The sequence below is a fragment of the Anaeromassilibacillus senegalensis genome (assembly GCF_001261775.1).
Lineage (GTDB): Bacteria > Bacillota > Clostridia > Oscillospirales > Acutalibacteraceae > Anaeromassilibacillus > Anaeromassilibacillus senegalensis.
The window spans coordinates 485,710-501,052 of sequence record NZ_LN868535.1 but is presented as its reverse complement, the minus strand read 5'-3'; the positions used below and the strand labels follow the sequence as shown (position 1 = coordinate 501,052).

13 protein-coding genes and 1 pseudogene are annotated in these 15,343 nt (G+C 52.9%); 3 read left to right on the top strand and 11 right to left on the bottom strand.

Annotation, left to right across the window (positions count from 1 at the left end; translation table 11 throughout):
• Positions 1-608: BclA C-terminal domain-containing protein (locus BN2106_RS16880; protein ID WP_407921735.1), on the top strand; the 608-nt coding region annotated here is incomplete at its 5' end.
• Between the two features lie 457 nt (positions 609-1,065).
• Positions 1,066-1,605, top strand: a pseudogene (locus BN2106_RS16675) (DUF6273 domain-containing protein); the annotation flags it as partial.
• 129 nt (positions 1,606-1,734) lie between these two features.
• Here BN2106_RS16675 and BN2106_RS02415 read toward each other — a convergent pair.
• The 7 genes from BN2106_RS02415 to BN2106_RS02380 form a co-directional block, all read right to left on the bottom strand.
• Entirely contained in the window at positions 1,735-2,250 is a 516-nt protein-coding gene (locus tag BN2106_RS02415; RefSeq protein WP_050696969.1) for a VanZ family protein, read from the bottom strand.
• A gap of 332 nt (positions 2,251-2,582) precedes the next feature.
• Positions 2,583-3,206, bottom strand: a complete 624-nt coding sequence (locus tag BN2106_RS02410; protein WP_050696968.1) for a hypothetical protein — start codon at positions 3,204-3,206, stop codon at positions 2,583-2,585.
• A gap of 27 nt (positions 3,207-3,233) precedes the next feature.
• Positions 3,234-3,968 (bottom strand): acyl-[acyl-carrier-protein] thioesterase, encoded by a 735-nt coding sequence (locus tag BN2106_RS02405; RefSeq protein ID WP_050696967.1) that lies wholly within the window; start codon positions 3,966-3,968, stop codon positions 3,234-3,236.
• A gap of 344 nt (positions 3,969-4,312) precedes the next feature.
• A complete protein-coding gene (gene serS / locus BN2106_RS02400; RefSeq protein ID WP_050696966.1) occupies positions 4,313-5,590 on the bottom strand; it encodes a serine--tRNA ligase in 1,278 nt (425 codons plus the stop codon).
• Positions 5,591-5,632: 42 nt separating this feature from the next.
• Positions 5,633-6,490, bottom strand: a complete 858-nt coding sequence (locus BN2106_RS02395) for a ParB/RepB/Spo0J family partition protein (RefSeq protein ID WP_050697010.1) — start codon at positions 6,488-6,490, stop codon at positions 5,633-5,635.
• Positions 6,491-7,381: 891 nt separating this feature from the next.
• Complete coding sequence (locus BN2106_RS02385) at positions 7,382-8,146, bottom strand: ParA family protein (RefSeq protein WP_050696964.1); 765 nt, start codon at positions 8,144-8,146, stop codon at positions 7,382-7,384.
• Positions 8,147-9,226: 1,080 nt separating this feature from the next.
• Complete coding sequence (locus tag BN2106_RS02380; RefSeq protein ID WP_154666397.1) at positions 9,227-9,466, bottom strand: hypothetical protein; 240 nt, start codon at positions 9,464-9,466, stop codon at positions 9,227-9,229.
• A gap of 130 nt (positions 9,467-9,596) precedes the next feature.
• Here BN2106_RS02380 and BN2106_RS02375 point away from each other — a divergent pair, with 130 nt between their 5' ends.
• Positions 9,597-9,836 (top strand): helix-turn-helix domain-containing protein, encoded by a 240-nt coding sequence (locus tag BN2106_RS02375; protein ID WP_050696962.1) that lies wholly within the window; start codon positions 9,597-9,599, stop codon positions 9,834-9,836.
• Positions 9,837-10,166: 330 nt separating this feature from the next.
• Here the strand turns inward: BN2106_RS02375 and BN2106_RS02370 are convergent, their stop codons facing one another.
• The 4 genes from BN2106_RS02370 to mnmG all read right to left on the bottom strand — a co-directional run bounded on the left by BN2106_RS02370 (position 10,167) and on the right by mnmG (position 14,488).
• On the bottom strand, positions 10,167-11,060 hold the full coding sequence (locus BN2106_RS02370) for a ParB/RepB/Spo0J family partition protein (RefSeq protein ID WP_082236337.1): 894 nt from the start codon (positions 11,058-11,060) through the stop codon (positions 10,167-10,169).
• 179 nt (positions 11,061-11,239) lie between these two features.
• Positions 11,240-11,809: a flavodoxin family protein gene (locus tag BN2106_RS02365; protein WP_050696961.1), complete on the bottom strand. Its 570-nt coding sequence runs from the start codon at positions 11,807-11,809 to the stop codon at positions 11,240-11,242.
• Between the two features lie 91 nt (positions 11,810-11,900).
• A complete protein-coding gene (gene rsmG / locus BN2106_RS02360; RefSeq protein WP_050696960.1) occupies positions 11,901-12,620 on the bottom strand; it encodes a 16S rRNA (guanine(527)-N(7))-methyltransferase RsmG in 720 nt (239 codons plus the stop codon).
• Positions 12,617-14,488: a tRNA uridine-5-carboxymethylaminomethyl(34) synthesis enzyme MnmG gene (gene mnmG / locus BN2106_RS02355; RefSeq protein WP_050696959.1), complete on the bottom strand. Its 1,872-nt coding sequence runs from the start codon at positions 14,486-14,488 to the stop codon at positions 12,617-12,619. The genes rsmG and mnmG overlap by 4 nt, the downstream gene beginning before the upstream one ends.
• Between the last annotated feature and the right edge of the window lie 855 nt (positions 14,489-15,343).

Below are 15,343 nucleotides of genomic sequence, written 5' to 3'. Positions count from 1 at the left end.
GCGCCACCGGGCCGACGGGTGCGACCGGGTCCACCGGTTCAATCGGGCCAACCGGAGCAACCGGGCCTGCCGGGCCGACTGGCGTTTCCGGGGCAACCGGCGCCATCGGCGCGACAGGGCCCACCGGCACAACCGGCCCGACGGGACCCACAGGGCCAACGGGCGCAACAGGCCCTACGGGCGCACGGGGACAGACCGGGTCCGCTCCCACCACCAACAGTATGAACGCGTTGAACACTTCCGGTTCCACCATTGCCGTCATCCTCGGCGGAACGCTGGTCCCCCTGCCGAACAACCAGATTCTGGACGGCTTTACCGTGGACGCCGCCAATCAGGTCTTCACCGTCCCCACATCGGGCACATATCTGATTATGTACCGGGTGAGCACAACGGCTTCCCTGCTGCTTTCCTCCCGCGTGCTGTTGAACGGCGCCGCCCTGGCTGGTTCCACCTTTACCCCCGCGCTGGCGGGCACCACCTTCCAGGCGACGCTGTTTGCCAGCCTCGCGGAAGGCAACACCCTGAGTTTGCAGCTTTTCGGCCTTCTGGGAACGGCGGTACTACAAAGCGGGAACGGCGCGAATTTCACCGTGGTGCGGCTGTCCTGACCCTTTCTGTTCTCTTTTTTCCAGGCAACGAAATACGCAAACCGACTTGGAATACTCTTCGCCAAAGAAACGTCCCCTTCCGTCCTGTTCATCGGATAGAAGGGGACATTTTTATTGTATCCATCAAACAACCGCGGGCTTTCTTTTACTGTCCGCTGCGTGTGAGTACAACGGCACTGGACGCGCTGGCAGACGCCTTTTCCCACCGCTGTTTTAGGTCTCATACGGGCCGCAAACTTCCCTTCCTCTCGCCCGGTTTTATCAAACCGTCAAACTACAAAGGTGTTTATTGTAAACGGCACGGAATATCTTGACAGATTCCGTCCTTTGCCGTTAGAGTATGAAAAAGACATCCATCCAAATAAACGTTTATAGAGGTAAAATGACGCAGGCTGGTGATCAAATCGTATTCGGGGGCCATCTTTGGCGGGTTTAAAACACCCAAAACAATACCGCCCTCTTGATAACTGAACATATTATAGACCAACGCGCTTACCATGATAAATTTGGTGACGTCACATGGGCTGATTGCGCGCTGAGAACTTATCTCAACGGTGCATTCTAGGAGACATTCAGCAAAGCGGACCGGGCAAAAATCGTGCCGGCCGTCAACAAAACGGCGGACAAGCCCTGGTATGGCGTAAAAGGCGGAGATAATACCGAAGATCGGATCTTCCTGTTATCTCTCGCAGAAGCTGCATGCCATTATTTTGGAGACAGCAGCGCGTTTCTGTATCATCCGAGGAAAAACCAGAAATACTGGTTTCAGAGAAAAGATGAAAACAACAGCAGACGCGCCACAACCTATGACGGGTGCGGATGGTGGTGGTGGCTTCGCTCGCCCGGACGCGCCAACAACAGAGCTGTGTATATTTGGGGTAACGGCAGTATCGGGATTCAGGGAAACGGCACCTTCCGATACAACAGCAACACCACTCATCCATCAACCGGTAATCCCAGCGGCGGCGTCCGCCCCGTTTTGTGGATGAAACTGTAGTTGACCCAGTTTGATTTTTCTGGCTGGTTCCGGCATGTACCTTGAACCGAGACGCTTCTTGTATGCTGTCCTGCCCCATTTCATAAGCTTCATATCAAAGGCCTGTGCTTTTTCACAGGCCTTTCCATGTTATCTATTATAAAGGAACAGGATGCCAAAACAGACCGCCGCGCCGACCGGCGCACCAATCGCAACCACGCGCCGCAGCTGATCCGCATCCCTGCACCCATTCCACACCAGTTTACAGATCACGGCCCCAATGAAGCCGCCCAGCCCGTTTAAAATCACATCGTCGATGTCACCGATCCCCATTTTGCTGACATATTGTACGATCTCGACCGACAGGCTGACGAGGACCACCCACAATGTACAGGGCAGAACTTTTTTCTCCCGGCGGAACAGGAAGATATACACGCCCAAGGGGATGAACAGGGCGATATTGCCCAGCACATTGCTGAGGGCAAAGGCGTACAATATTCGGTCCCCGCCCGCCAAATACGCTGTAATCGACTGAAACGGAATCAAGTTGAGCGACCGGGTTGAATGGTGGGTTCGGAATAAAGCAAACCCCAGAAAAACGATATAAAATGCAAAAACGACATACAGCAGCATGTCATACAGCCTGCTGCGCTGGTTCCTCTTCATCCATCTCTTCCTTTCCATTCTGCCGCACGGGTCTGGCAGTCTGTTCCCTTGCGCAAAAGCAGCAGCCGCCCCCGCTTTAAATTGGATTCATTCTACCATATGTTTGCGGAGATTGCCAGCCCGCACCCGTTTCCAAAGCTGCGGAATTCCTTTTCGCACACAGGACCGTCCTTTCCGGCGGTATCGGCTTAAAAGAAAAAGCTCTCCGGTTTTCGGAGAGCTTCATTGCATATGCAACCTTATAAAATTTCGGCCTCTGTCCGCATTCGTCCGGCATTTCCTGCCGCGGGCGCGCACATCGACAAGCCAGCCGAATGGCTGCGATTGAATCTTTATCTGTTTACGCAGTCACCGTGCAGAGTCACTTTTCCGGTTTCCTGGTCCTGCTGCATCGTGAACCGGACATTCTTTAACGACGTCAGATTCACTTCGCTCCAATTTTCACCAAAGCGTTCCTTTAAGGTCTCCATGTCATAAAACCGCTCTTCCGTTGTCCCGTCACCAAGGGCCGCTGCACATTTTGGCCTGAGCTGCACTTCCACCATACATTCCGGCGGAACCGGACAGGCAAACAGGTGGTTATCGCCCTGGCTCCCGGCAACATAAATCGGTTCCATATACCGATTGACCACCTGGATACAGTTGTCCTTGGCACGTTCGCTTCCCGCGCGGAGATCCAGCGCCGATTCATTGCTGAATGCCTCCCAGCTGCTGCCACATGGCGCTTCCATTCGCTGTGTTTCGATATACGCCTTGTCCAGACCGGTCATGGCGCTGATCAAAATCTGCGTTGACCATTCGCATTGAAAGCGCGCACCTGGGGCCAACTGAATCTTTCCCAGCGCGGCCAACCGGACGCCTTTTACATTGCATTCCAACGCGGGCAGAAAGAGCAGCCCCTGCTGGGTCTGCTTCGTCTCGTTGACAATTTCGATCTGAATGCCCTTCTTACACATACAACCTCTCCCCTTTTCCATGTGATACTACAATGATCCGTAAAGCAGCCGGGTGGAGAACCCGAGGCCGCGCGCATTTTCTCCGTAGAGAAGATACTCGTTCTCCCCTGTCGCACCGCCGAAGATCCGAAGGGTTTCTCCCAGTACACTTTCGTTGACATAGCTGACCTGGATTTCAGAAATCCCACGCGCGCGGATTTCTTCCGGCAGGTAATCCAGCAGGATATCTCCGTAGATGGCGTTGTTCAGGTGGTGGTTAAAATCAAGGTCTGAATACCGAATCGAGCGTTCGCCCAAAAGCGGCAGCCCCTCCGGCGGCGTGACGCGTTCGACGCGGCCTTCTTTTTCCATCTTTTCATCCGCAAAGATGTTGTAACCCAAAAACACCTTGGGGCGCAGGATTTTGTGCGACTCCGGATCGGCGGATACGGAGGTTTGCATGATGCGGATAACCTCTTCCTCCCCGATATAGAACACAAAGTCACGGTAAAACTGCACGCCCGCCGTGCCGCGCGGATGCGTCTTGATGGTCAGCACGTCGTTGTGACGCGGCATGCGCTTGATTTTGACCAGATTATTTGTAATCAGAAAGACAAGTCCGTCCGCTTTCAGTTTTTCGTAGCCGAGACCCAGCGCGCCCAAATGCTGTTCACTGGTCTCCTGCGCCATCCGCAGCAGGACGCTGAGCTTTAAAACACCCTGCGCGCCCACCTCATAGCTGGCCACGGATTCTGTGCGGACATATTCTTCGGTTGTTATCATGAAACCCTCCTGAAAAATGGGCGTGTTGTAAAACAGCCCCTGTTTTATTGTAGTGTAGGGTAATATGTGTTTTTCCGCTTTTCAGAAAAGCGGGACCGCCGGTCAGGACACGCCTACGGCGGGAATCATTTTTACCTTGCGGGCAATTCTTAAAAATGTCCTTCCATGCTTCTGAAAAACATCGATAGTCGTAGAACTTCGAGCGAGGCTTTCGCCTCAAGCGAACGTCCCGACCGGAGGTCAGTGGGAACGAGCGATATGTTCTTTATAACCCTTTATGTTGCCGTGTGGATTAAGGCCGCTGCAGAGTATAACCTGCAACGGCCTTCGTCTCTTCTTTTCTTTTATTTAATCACATCGACGCCCATGTACGGACGAAGAACCTCCGGAACAGTGACGGAACCGTCGGCGTTCTGGTACTGTTCCACAATGGCGGGCATGATGCGGCTGGTCGCCAAACCGGACGCGTTCAGCGTGTGGGCGAAGTGCAGTTTCTTGTCCGCGCCGCGGTATTTCACGTTGCCCCTGCGCGCCTGATAGTCGCGCGCGTTGGACGCGGAGGAAACCTCCTTATAGATGCCCATGCTGGGAATCCAGACCTCGATGTCGTAGGTCCGGGCCATGGAGAACGAGCAGTCACCCGCGGCGAGCTTGCTCAGGCGGTAGTGCAGCCCCAGCTCCTGGACGAGGCGCTCCGCCTTGCCGACCATCTCTTCAAACGCCGCGTCGGAACCCTCCGGCGTGGTGTACTGGACCATTTCCACTTTATTGAACTGGTGTCCGCGGATCATGCCGCGCTCCTCCGCGCGGTAGGAACCGGCCTCGCGGCGATAGCAGGGCGTGTACGCGATATATTTGCGCGGCAGCTCGTCCTCTGTGAGGATTTCGTCGCGGTGCACGTTGACCAGCGCCGTCTCCGCCGTGGGCAACATGAATTTGCGATCCGCGCTGGTGGGGTTCTGAATCCAGTAGACCTCGTCCCCAAATTTCGGGAACTGGCCCGCGACGTAACCACACTCGTAGTTGAGCATGTGCGGCGGGAGGATCAGCTCGTAGCCGTCCCCCAAATGTTCGTTGACAAAGAAATTCAGCAGCGCCCACTCCATGCGCGCGCCCCAGCCGCGGTACAGCCACGCGCCGTTACCCGCGATCTTTGCGCCGCGCTGATAATCGATCATGCCGAGGCTTTCACAGAGGTCCACATGGTTTTTCATCTCAAAGTCAAAGACGGGTTTCTCCTTGAAATAGCGAACCGGGACGTTCTGTTCCTTGCCGCCCGCGGCGACGTCCTCGTCCGGCAGGTTCGGCAGGGACAGCATCAGTTCCTTCTGCCGGTCTTCCAGCTTGCCCAGCTCCGTGTCAAATTCCTTGATCTCCGCGGAAAGCGCCTTCATCTGCGCCATCAGAGCGGAGACATCCTTGCCCTCTTTTTTCATCACGGGAATCTGTTTGGTGGCGGCGTTCTGCTCCGCCTTCTTCGCCTCCACCTTGCCGGTGACTTCGCGGCGCTCCACGTCAATCTTGAGAATATCGTCCACCACCGCGTCGAGGTCCATCTCGCGCTTTTTAATCGCCGCCTTAACCAGGTCCGGCTCCGTCCGAATCAGTTTGATATCCAGCATGTTCGTTAACTCCTTTTATCAGTGTTTCATGTGAAACAATTTTTATGTGTCTTCCTCCTGGAAAAGCTTGATCAGATCCGCCAGGTCCTGCTCGCCGTAAAACTCAATTTGCAGGACGCCGCGTTTCTTGCTTCCGCTGACATGTACTTTGCGGCCCAGGTGCTCATGGAGCGCCAATTCCACCTCGTCAAAATAGTGGACGCGGTTCGCTTTGCGCGGACGCGGCGCGGCTTCTTTGCCGTTCGCCTGGTTCGCCAGTTTTTCCAGCTCCCGCACGGAAATACCCTGTTCCACAACGAGCTTTGCGGCCTTCTGCATTTCCTCCGGGTCCTGGAAACTCAACAGCGTGCGCGCGTGACCGGCGGAGAGTTTCCCCACGTTGACCAGCGATTGCAGCTCTTCCGGCAGGTGCAGCAAGCGCAGCGCGTTCGCCACGGCGGGGCGGGATTTGCCGACCGTTTTGGAGACTTCCTCCTGTGTAAAGCTGTAGGACTCAATCAGCGCCTGATAGCCCTGCGCCTCTTCCAGCGGGGTCAGGTCCTCCCTTTGAAGGTTCTCAATCAGCGCGAGTTCCATGACTTCGCTGTCGCTCATTTCCCGCACCAATACAGGTACCTCAGAAACGCCGGCCATGCGCGCGGCGCGCCAACGGCGTTCCCCAGCGACAATCTGGTATCCGCCGCCCAACAGCGGACGGACCAGAAGCGGCTGTAACACGCCGTGCTGTGCGATGGAATCCGCCAGTTCCGCCAGCGCTTCGTCGTTGAACTCTTTACGGGGTTGTGCGCGGTTCGGTTCAATCTCGCTGATTTTCAGCTTGACGGTCGCGTTTGCGTCCTCCATATCGTTTTCTGCGAAGATGGCGTCCAGGCCCTTGCCCAGGCCGCCTTTCTTTTTCATTGCCAATGTGTTTCACCTCCTAAGGGGGATTTTGCTTTGAGAAAGCAAGAGAAACCGTATTTTTAATTACATTAATTTATATCTGCTAAAACATCGATACTTTAATCAGTATGGGCATATTTGGGGAGGTTTATCTTCATTCTAATTTTTCTAAACCAGTGGAGATAGATTGCGTATGCAATCTTTACTGCTTATTCGCTTTTAAAAAAGCGGGAGAAAACCGCCGGTTGCCTCATGGCGGGCACCTCCGGTGGGGACGCTCGCTTGAGGCTAAAGCCTCGCTCGATGCTCCAAACGACCATCGCCGGAGGCGCGTTAGACACTGTGTGTCCGGTCTTGACACGAAAGTTGGACAAAGGCACGGACGTGCAACGTTTTTCGCGGACCTCCGGTCGGGACGCGGACTTCCAGTCGGGACGCGCCTCCGGCGAGGAACATTTTCACCTTGCAAATCATGCTTAAAATAGGTCTTTCTACGTTTCTAAAAGCGGCGGGAACCATTTTTATCTTGCATACCATTCTTAAAATATATTTCTACATTTCCAAAAGCGGCGGTAAACAGTGGCAGCTTTCCGCTGGTTTGTCACTTGGTGCATGTCAATTGGTTTTTTTGGGGCGCGAGAGATGGGCTCCGAATCACTTCGACTCACGCCCCCCCTACACCCCCGTATTCCCATATACCTGGGATGCTCAGGGAAAGCGGCTTGCTCTTCATTGCCGGCGGAACTTTGGCTTTCTGCTTTTGCTTTAGCCTTACTGTGGTTATCGGCTAAGATGCCACACGGGAGTTGGTTCTTTTCGTCGCGGGCATCCGTGGATTTGTGCTTGTATAAACTTCCACCCGCGCCATGCTGACCGCAGGTCCCGACCGGAGGTCCAGGCACAGCCTGCTCAGCGGTTGTGCAGAAGGATTTCGTCAGCGAGAGCGTCATAGGCAAGAGCGCCTTTATTGCTGCGGTCAAAATAGCCGATCGGCTTGCCGAAGCTTGGCGCTTCACTCAGGCGGACCGTGCGCGGGATTACCGTCGCAAAAACCTTGCGTGGGAAGTATTTTTTTACCTCTTCCACCACCTGTTGTGTCAGGTTCAACCGCCCGTCGTACATTGTCAGGAGCACGCCTTCAATATCCAGCTGTTCATTATACTGCCGTTTCACACGCCGCACGGAATTCATCAACTGGGACAGTCCTTCCAGCGCGTAATATTCGCACTGGATCGGCACCAGCAGCGTATCCGCCACACAGAGCGCGTTTGTTGTAATGATTCCCAGAGACGGCGGACAATCGATGACAATGTAATCATATTCCGCGCGGAGCGGCACCAGCGCGCTTTTCAGGATGGATTCGCGGTGCTCCATCTCGATCAGCTCCAGCTCCGCCCCCGCCAGGTCCATGCTGGAGGGCAGCAGGTCCAGGTTGGCAAACTCCGTGTGAATGCGCGCGTCCTTCGCCTGTACCTCGCCGATCAGGACTTCATACATGGTGCTTTTCAGCCTGCGGCGATCGACGCCCACCCCGCTGGAGGAATTCCCCTGCGGGTCCACGTCCACCAGCAGCGTTTTCTGCCCCTTCGCCCCCAGCGCGGACGCAAGGTTGACCGCGGTGGTCGTCTTGCCAACGCCGCCTTTCTGGTTTGCAATCGCGAGTATTTTCCCCATGAACCGGCCTCCGTTTCCCTGCCTTTTTTCTCTCAGGACGAACCAAAGCTGTCCCGGACTTCCAAAAAGGATAAAAGATGGCCGCGCCATCTTCCTCGTGTTTCCTATTATAGCACGGACAAGCAGCAAGGGAAAGGTTTATCGTCTAAAAACTGCTGTTTCACGTGAAACTTTGCGTTGTTTTGGGTTGTTTATCAATGGAACGCACTCCTTCTTTTTGCAGATTTGTCCGGCATTCCAGCCCGTTACTCTCTTATTATAAAAAAGCCCTCAGGGCCAAATCGCTTTTAAGCGATCATGGCCTTGAGGGCGCAACGTATTTAGCGATTTGTTTGGCGATCAATCGTAGTAGATCCGGTGCTTGCATTTCGGGCAGTGCTCCATACTTCCCTTGGGATGATAACACCCTGTAACTTTTATGGAATGACAATAGGGACACCGGCATTTTGTAAAATCCAAAATAAATGATCCTATCATTAATCCATAAACAACTAAATTTACAATCCTATTTGGATATTGCATAATCCGTAAATACAACAAAAGGACTACTGAAAGTACAAACATAATGGTAGCGAGTAAACTCCAAAAAGCCTTAACAGTTTTGTATTGCTGGTGATCCATTTTTCTCCCTCCTATTCCAGGTCCATCTTTACTCCTCCATCGAAACATAGGAAAATGAACAGAATATGAAACGGACAAATAAAGTCACCTTCCACAATGGGATTCCATATCAGTGAAATCGTATCACTTTATGCTTTTAAAAATTCACTGGTTTTTCCTCATATCTGACGGCTGGCGAGTAAGCTCGTTTGAGGTGACACTCTTTCTCAATGCTCCAAACGACCATTTCCACTTTTCAGAAACGTAGAAACCCATATTTAAAAAATTGTCCATCTGATAAAAATGCTTACTGCCGTTTGCCTAACTGGAGGGAGTCGCGTTAGATTTTTCGTATCCACTCTTGCGATTAAAGAAGGTAAAATTCTCATATTGTTTTGGAAGCTTTCATGTTTTCTTCTGTCAGCGGTTGAGCGGCAGCATCAGTGGAAACCATTATCCGAAGATTGGAGCATTCGTTTTTTATTCTTCCTGTTCTAGCACTTGAGAGAAACACAGCATGGCAAACATCAAATAATCTTCTTTTAAGAGCGCTTCTTCCTTATACTTTTGCATTTCATTTTCTGTCAGTCCTGAATGTTGACAAATCTTTTCAAAAAAATCGTAATTGCCAATAATGCGTATGATTGCATATTGCAGCTTTGGGGGCGCTCCCTTCATAAGTTCTTTCATTCTACCAATCTGTTCCTCTTTCTTATTCATTGACATCATTTCTCCCTTACTTTTTTGCATTTACTTTGCTTTCTGGATGTATTTATCCAATTACAGCAAAAAAACTAAGATAACATAAAGATGGATATATTCATCCAGTCATTTATTTTGGGAGGGTATTATGTCGAACGGACTGAAACAAGATATTTCCATTGGTACTAATCTTAAAGCACTGAGAAGAAAAGCAGGTTTATCCCAACGCGAGGCTTCCGCCCGGTTAGAGCTGCTGGAACTTCCCATGACCGAAGACATATTGGCGAAAATGGAGCAAGGCAAGTACAGTGTAAGGATCAGCGTTTTGCTGGCACTCAAGCAGATTTATGGGGTCAGCACCTTTGACGCTTTCTTTGAAGGATTGTAATCATCGTAAAAGATGTTGTTTTAACAAGCAGACCAACAGAAAACCGGCGCAAGGCGACATATAGCCGCCCTGCGCCGGTTTTCTTCACAGGGAAAATATAAGGGAAATGGGAGTAGTCTTGTACGCTGTTTCAGGGGCGTTTTTTACCCAGCCTCGCCCATGCTGCAAAATCTATCTACAATCCAATTGAGGATATATAAGCATAAAAAGTTTTTCAGGCGGTTGCCATCAAAACGATTTCCGGGAGCTCGGGAGCAGGTTCTTTCTGTCGCGGACTTTCTAGGTTTCCCGCTTGAGTAAGCTCTCGCCTGCGTTAACCTGACCGGAGGTCTAAGCGGTTGCCGTTAAAGCAAGTTCCGGGAGCTGGTCCTTTCCGTCGCGGCCTTCCGGGGTTTCTTGCTTGAATACGCTTCCGCCCGCGCCGACCCGGCTGGAAGCCGTCTTGGGGATGCGGACAACGCATTCTATGTATTCGTCGGTTTCATTGCGGATGGTCTTTGCCTGAATGCCCGACATCTGCATCGTCTTCACCGCATGGTTGATCGTATTCATAAAGATACGGATATCCTTCACAATGACGCGCCGCTTGCTCTTTGGCTTTTCCTCTTTGTCGGATAAAAGCTTTTCGATATACTCGTCAGTCTGCTGTACGTTAAAATGATGCTCAATGATCGACTGCAACGCTTTCCCGCGCAGGTCGCTGTCTTCGATGCGCAGGAGCGCGCGCGCATGGCGTTCCGTCAATCCCGCTTCGCTGATTTTTTTGCGTTCCTCCTGCGTCAGGCGCAGCAGCCGAAGCTTGTTCGCCAAGGTGGACTGACTTTTTCCCAGACGAAGCGCCGCTTCTTCCTGGGTTACGCCCCACTCCTCAATCAGGCGGCGAATGCCTTCCGCTTCCTCGAATATCTGTAAATCCTGCCGCTGCAGGTTTTCCGTCATCGCCAGCACCGCGCTCTGCTTATCGCTGCACGCATTGACGATACACGATACGCTGTCCAGCCCCGCCATCCGGCAGGCGCGCAGACGGCGTTCCCCCGCGATCAGTTCATATCCATCTTTTGTCCGCCGCACGCTCAACGGCTGCAATAACCCGTTCTGCTTGATACTGCGGCTGAGCTCCAGCAATTCCTTTTCCGGGAACGTCCGCCGCGGCTGCGCCGGGTTTGGAATGATCTCTTCCAACGGCACCTCGATGACGCGCCGCTTTTCCTGTAGGATCCCCATCAAAAAACCTCCCATCTGAGATTCTCCTCGCACGTTTATGGTCAACGCCCCGTGGGGCTTGTCCTTCTGTGCTTATAGAATACCATATGGGAGGCGTGATTTTTTGTAACAATCTGTACGCGAAAAATCATTTATTTTGCGAGTTTTCCACCGTTTGCGGGTTTCCTGTGGAAAACCAATCAGGGAACCAGCGCTTTAGCGATTTCCGACGCGAAAAAAGCTGCTTCCGCCAGCTTTCCCTCGTCGCGTTCCAGATCCTGTTCCGTCAGAATTCCACAGGTGTAAAAGCTTGCGGCGGGTTTGATTCCCAGCGTCCGGAACAGATTGTCGATCTTCATAAGGATCGCCTTGCATTCGCGCGGATCTTCCCCCGCGCTCAAGGCAAGGGAAATACCGCGCTTTCCGCCCGGCAGCGCCGCGTGCGGCTCATGTGCCTTGCTGTACGGCGTACAACGATCTATAAATACCTTTAAATGGCCGGTGACGTCTCCCCAGTAGTCCGGAGAAGCAATCAGAATGACATCCGCGCCCGCCATTTGTTCCAATATTTTCTGCATGTCGTCCCGCTGAACGCATTCCGCCGTCTTGTAACAGCCACGGCAGCCCTTACAAAAGGAATACGACTGTTCCCCCAGGCAAAGTGTCTCCGCCTGAATCCCCTTTTGCCGGAACGCGTCCGCGACCAACCCGACCAGACGCGCCGTATTGCCGTTCTTTTTTGGACTCGCATTGATGAGTAAAGCCTTCAAACCATTCTTCCTTTCTATTGACTCGCGTGAGTTTTCCACAATCGTCCGATTTTTGGTGGAAAACCTTACCGCTCTCAAAGAATCCACGCAATCAAAGCGGCTTTTTTGCGATTTTTGAACCATGGCGCGGATATGCCGGGTCCAGTGGCTTGACACGGGTGATGCGAACGACACTGCGCGCGTCGCCGCCGGGCAGTGCAAAGGCGTCTACCCCATCCAACTCGCATCCCAGTACGCCGATGGCGTGCTTCGCCGCCTGCACCTCTTCCTCCGCGCCGGGCCCTTTCATCGCGAGAAACGTCCCGCCCATCTTTAAAAACGGCAGGCAGTATTCGCACAGCAGGTTCATCGGCGCAACCGCGCGGGCCGTGGCAAAGGCAAACTGTGTGCGCAGAGGCTTTTGCCGCCCGCCTTCCTCCGCCCGCGCATGGATGATCTGTGCATCCAGCCCCAGCCGATCCGTGACCTCTTTTAAAAAGGTCAGCCGCTTATTCAGACTGTCCAGCAACGTCAGTTTCAACGACGGGCGCATGATTTTCAGCGGAACACCGGGGAATCCCGCGCCCGTTCCCACGTCGATCAGCGAAACCGGCCCTTTGCACGCATCGATATAGGGCAATAACAGGATACTGTCCAAAAAATGTTTGACAGCCACATCTTTCGGCTCTGTAATCGCCGTCAGGTTCATCTTCTGATTCCATTCTACCAGCAGCTCCAAATAGGTTTGAAACTGCCCGGCCTGTTCTTCCGTTACTTCAATGTGATCATTTTGGGCGATTTCCCGCAAGTAACTTCTTATATCCTCGCTCATATTGCCTCCCCTTTTGCCAGCCAGATCAGCAACACGGACACGTCCGCCGGGCTGACCCCGCTGATTCGCGACGCCTGCCCAATGTTTGCCGGCTTGACCTTCTCCAGCTTTTCCTGTGCTTCCGTGCGCAAACCGACAATGGTGCGGTAATCCACGTGGCGCGGCAGCTTCTTGCCCTCCAACCGCCGCATTTCCGCGATGTCCGCCTTCTGGCGTTTGATATAGCCTTCGTATTTGATTTCAATTTCCACGTTTTCAAAAATATCCGCGGGCAACTCCGGACGCGTAATATCCACAGGCGTCAAAACTTCATAATTTAATTCCGGACGGCGCAGCAGGTCCGCCAGCTTGACGCCGGTTGTAATCGGTGCTGTTCCACGTGAAACAAGAATGTCGTTCAGCACCTCGGAGGGCGGCAGAACCACCTTTCCCGCACGGGCGCGTTCCTTTTGAATGCGTTCCTGCTTTAAACAGTACCGCTCCCAGCGTTCCTCCCCGATCAAACCCAGAGCGCGGCCGGTTGGCGTAAGCCGTTCGTCGGCGTTGTCCTGCCGCAGAACCAACCGGTATTCCGAACGGGAAGTCATCATGCGGTAAGGGTCCGTCACGCCTTTGGTGATCAGGTCGTCGATCAGCGTGCCGATGTAGGAACCGGCGCGGTCGAGGATCAGCGGGTCCTTTCCCTGCACTTTCAGCGCGGCGTTGATTCCCGCGACCAGGCCCTGCGCGGCTGCCTCCTCATAACCGGAGCTGCCGTTAAACTGTCCGGCACCGTAGAGGCCGGGATGATCCATAAATTCCAGCGTGGCATCCATCTGGAGCGGGTCCACGCAGTCGTATTCAATCGCGTAGGCGCAGCGCATGATTTCCACATGCTCCAGTCCCTTGATGGAGCGGTAAAACTGGAGCTGAACCTCCTCCGGCAGGGAAGAACTCATTCCCTGCAAATACATTTCTTCGGTGTCAAGGCCGCACGGCTCGATAAAGAGCTGATGCCGCTTTTTATCCGCAAACCGGACAATTTTGTCCTCCAGACTGGGACAATAGCGCGGGCCGACGCCTTCGATTTTGCCGCCATAAAGCGGCGAACGATGAATGTTCTCCAAGATGATTTCTTTGGTCCGCTCGTTTGTCCAGGAGACGTGGCAGACTGCTTTGTTTTTGCCGGGATGAAGGGTATCGTAGGAGAAGGGGACCACAGGCTCGTCCCCCTCCTGCACTTCCAGATCGGTGTAATCGATACTGGAACGCAAGACGCGTGCGGGGGTTCCCGTTTTAAAGCGGCGCAGGCGCAAACCCAGCTTTTTCAGGGATTCTCCCAGAAAAGCCGCCGGGAACATGCCGTCCGGCCCGCTGTCATAGGCGACTTCCCCGACATAGATGCGCCCGCCGAGAAAGGTTCCGGTCGCAATAATCACCGCCTTGACACGGTATTGCGCACCCATGCGGGTGGTCAGGAGCCATTCTTCCCCGTCGCGGGACAGGTCCACCACCTCCGCCTGCTTTAATTGCAAGTTTTGCTGTAATTCCAGTTTCTGTTTCATCACGGCACTATAGGCGCGGCGGTCAATCTGCGCGCGCAGGGAATGCACCGCCGGGCCTTTCCCGCGGTTGAGCATCCGGCTCTGGATAAACGTCACGTCGGCTGTCCGGCCCATCTCTCCGCCGAGCGCGTCGATTTCACGGACAAGATGGCCTTTTGCCGTCCCGCCGATGGACGGATTGCACGGACAATTGCCCACGGCATCCAAATTGATGGTAAAGACGACCGTCTTACAGCCAAGCCGCGCGGAGGATAATGCCGCCTCAATTCCCGCGTGGCCCGCGCCGATCACGGCAACGTCGTAATTTCCCGCTTGATAGGTCAAAATGGGGTTCCCCCTTCTTTTTATTACAAATTTCTCCATAAAGGCTTCTTTTTCTTCATTGGATGAAATGATCGAGTGTTAAACCTCCGGTTGGGACGGCCCGCCCTTTTCTGTTTCCGAAATCGTACCCGCGCTGTAGCGGGACGGACGGGACAAGCTCCTAGGGCTTTTTTCCCTTGCAGGGAATGGTTAAAATGTGTTTCCCCACCTATCCAAAAGGTGGGACCTGCGGTCGGCTCGCGCCTACGGCGAGGATCATTTTTTACCTGACAGGTAATGATTAAAACTTGTTTCCCCACCTTTCTAAAAGGTGGGACCTGCGGTCGGCTTGCGCCTACGGCGAGGATCATTTTTTACCTTATAGGTAATGGCCCAAACATGTTTTTCCGCTTTTCTAAAAAGCGGCGGGATCAAAGGGCGGCGCCCTTTGCCGCTCCTCGCAAGGAGCGGAACTCTCTTTCTGAGAAGAGCGAGTGGGAACGAGTGATAGGGTCCTTTATGAGGCAGGGTGCTGCCTCTGGGGCTTTTCTTTTGTTCCCCAGCTTTGCTGGGGATGTACGTCGCTTTGAAAAGCGACAGCAAAGACTTTTTACTTTTAAAAAGTAAAACAAATTTTTATCTTTTAAAACAATGGGATTCTTTGTTTTAAACAAGCAAAAGTCAATTTTCACATTGCGAAAACAACGGGTTCCTTCACTTTAAGAAAACAAAAGAAGATTTGTTGTACAAGCAACATTTCTTCTATAATTTATATCTTATTTCATAACTCAATTATAATAGAAATTGTTGCATAGACAATCTTGTGTTAAAAAACAAAACCAAACCGCTTTACATGAAAGAAACAATTAATTGCAT

What these genes read in the sequence shown, in the direction of transcription:
- BN2106_RS02415 (WP_050696969.1), bottom strand. Translation starts at nt 2,250, where the DNA reads ATGAAGAGGAACCAGCGCAGCAGGCTGTATGACATGCTGCTGTATGTC.
- BN2106_RS02410 (WP_050696968.1), bottom strand. Translation starts at nt 3,206, where the DNA reads ATGTGTAAGAAGGGCATTCAGATCGAAATTGTCAACGAGACGAAGCAG.
- BN2106_RS02405 (WP_050696967.1), bottom strand. Translation starts at nt 3,968, where the DNA reads ATGATAACAACCGAAGAATATGTCCGCACAGAATCCGTGGCCAGCTAT.
- serS (WP_050696966.1), bottom strand. Translation starts at nt 5,590, where the DNA reads ATGCTGGATATCAAACTGATTCGGACGGAGCCGGACCTGGTTAAGGCG.
- BN2106_RS02395 (WP_050697010.1), bottom strand. Translation starts at nt 6,490, where the DNA reads ATGAAAAAGAAAGGCGGCCTGGGCAAGGGCCTGGACGCCATCTTCGCA.
- BN2106_RS02385 (WP_050696964.1), bottom strand. Translation starts at nt 8,146, where the DNA reads ATGGGGAAAATACTCGCGATTGCAAACCAGAAAGGCGGCGTTGGCAAG.
- BN2106_RS02380 (WP_154666397.1), bottom strand. Translation starts at nt 9,466, where the DNA reads ATGAATAAGAAAGAGGAACAGATTGGTAGAATGAAAGAACTTATGAAG.
- BN2106_RS02375 (WP_050696962.1), top strand. Translation starts at nt 9,597, where the DNA reads ATGTCGAACGGACTGAAACAAGATATTTCCATTGGTACTAATCTTAAA.
- BN2106_RS02370 (WP_082236337.1), bottom strand. Translation starts at nt 11,060, where the DNA reads ATGGGGATCCTACAGGAAAAGCGGCGCGTCATCGAGGTGCCGTTGGAA.
- rsmG (WP_050696960.1), bottom strand. Translation starts at nt 12,620, where the DNA reads ATGAGCGAGGATATAAGAAGTTACTTGCGGGAAATCGCCCAAAATGAT.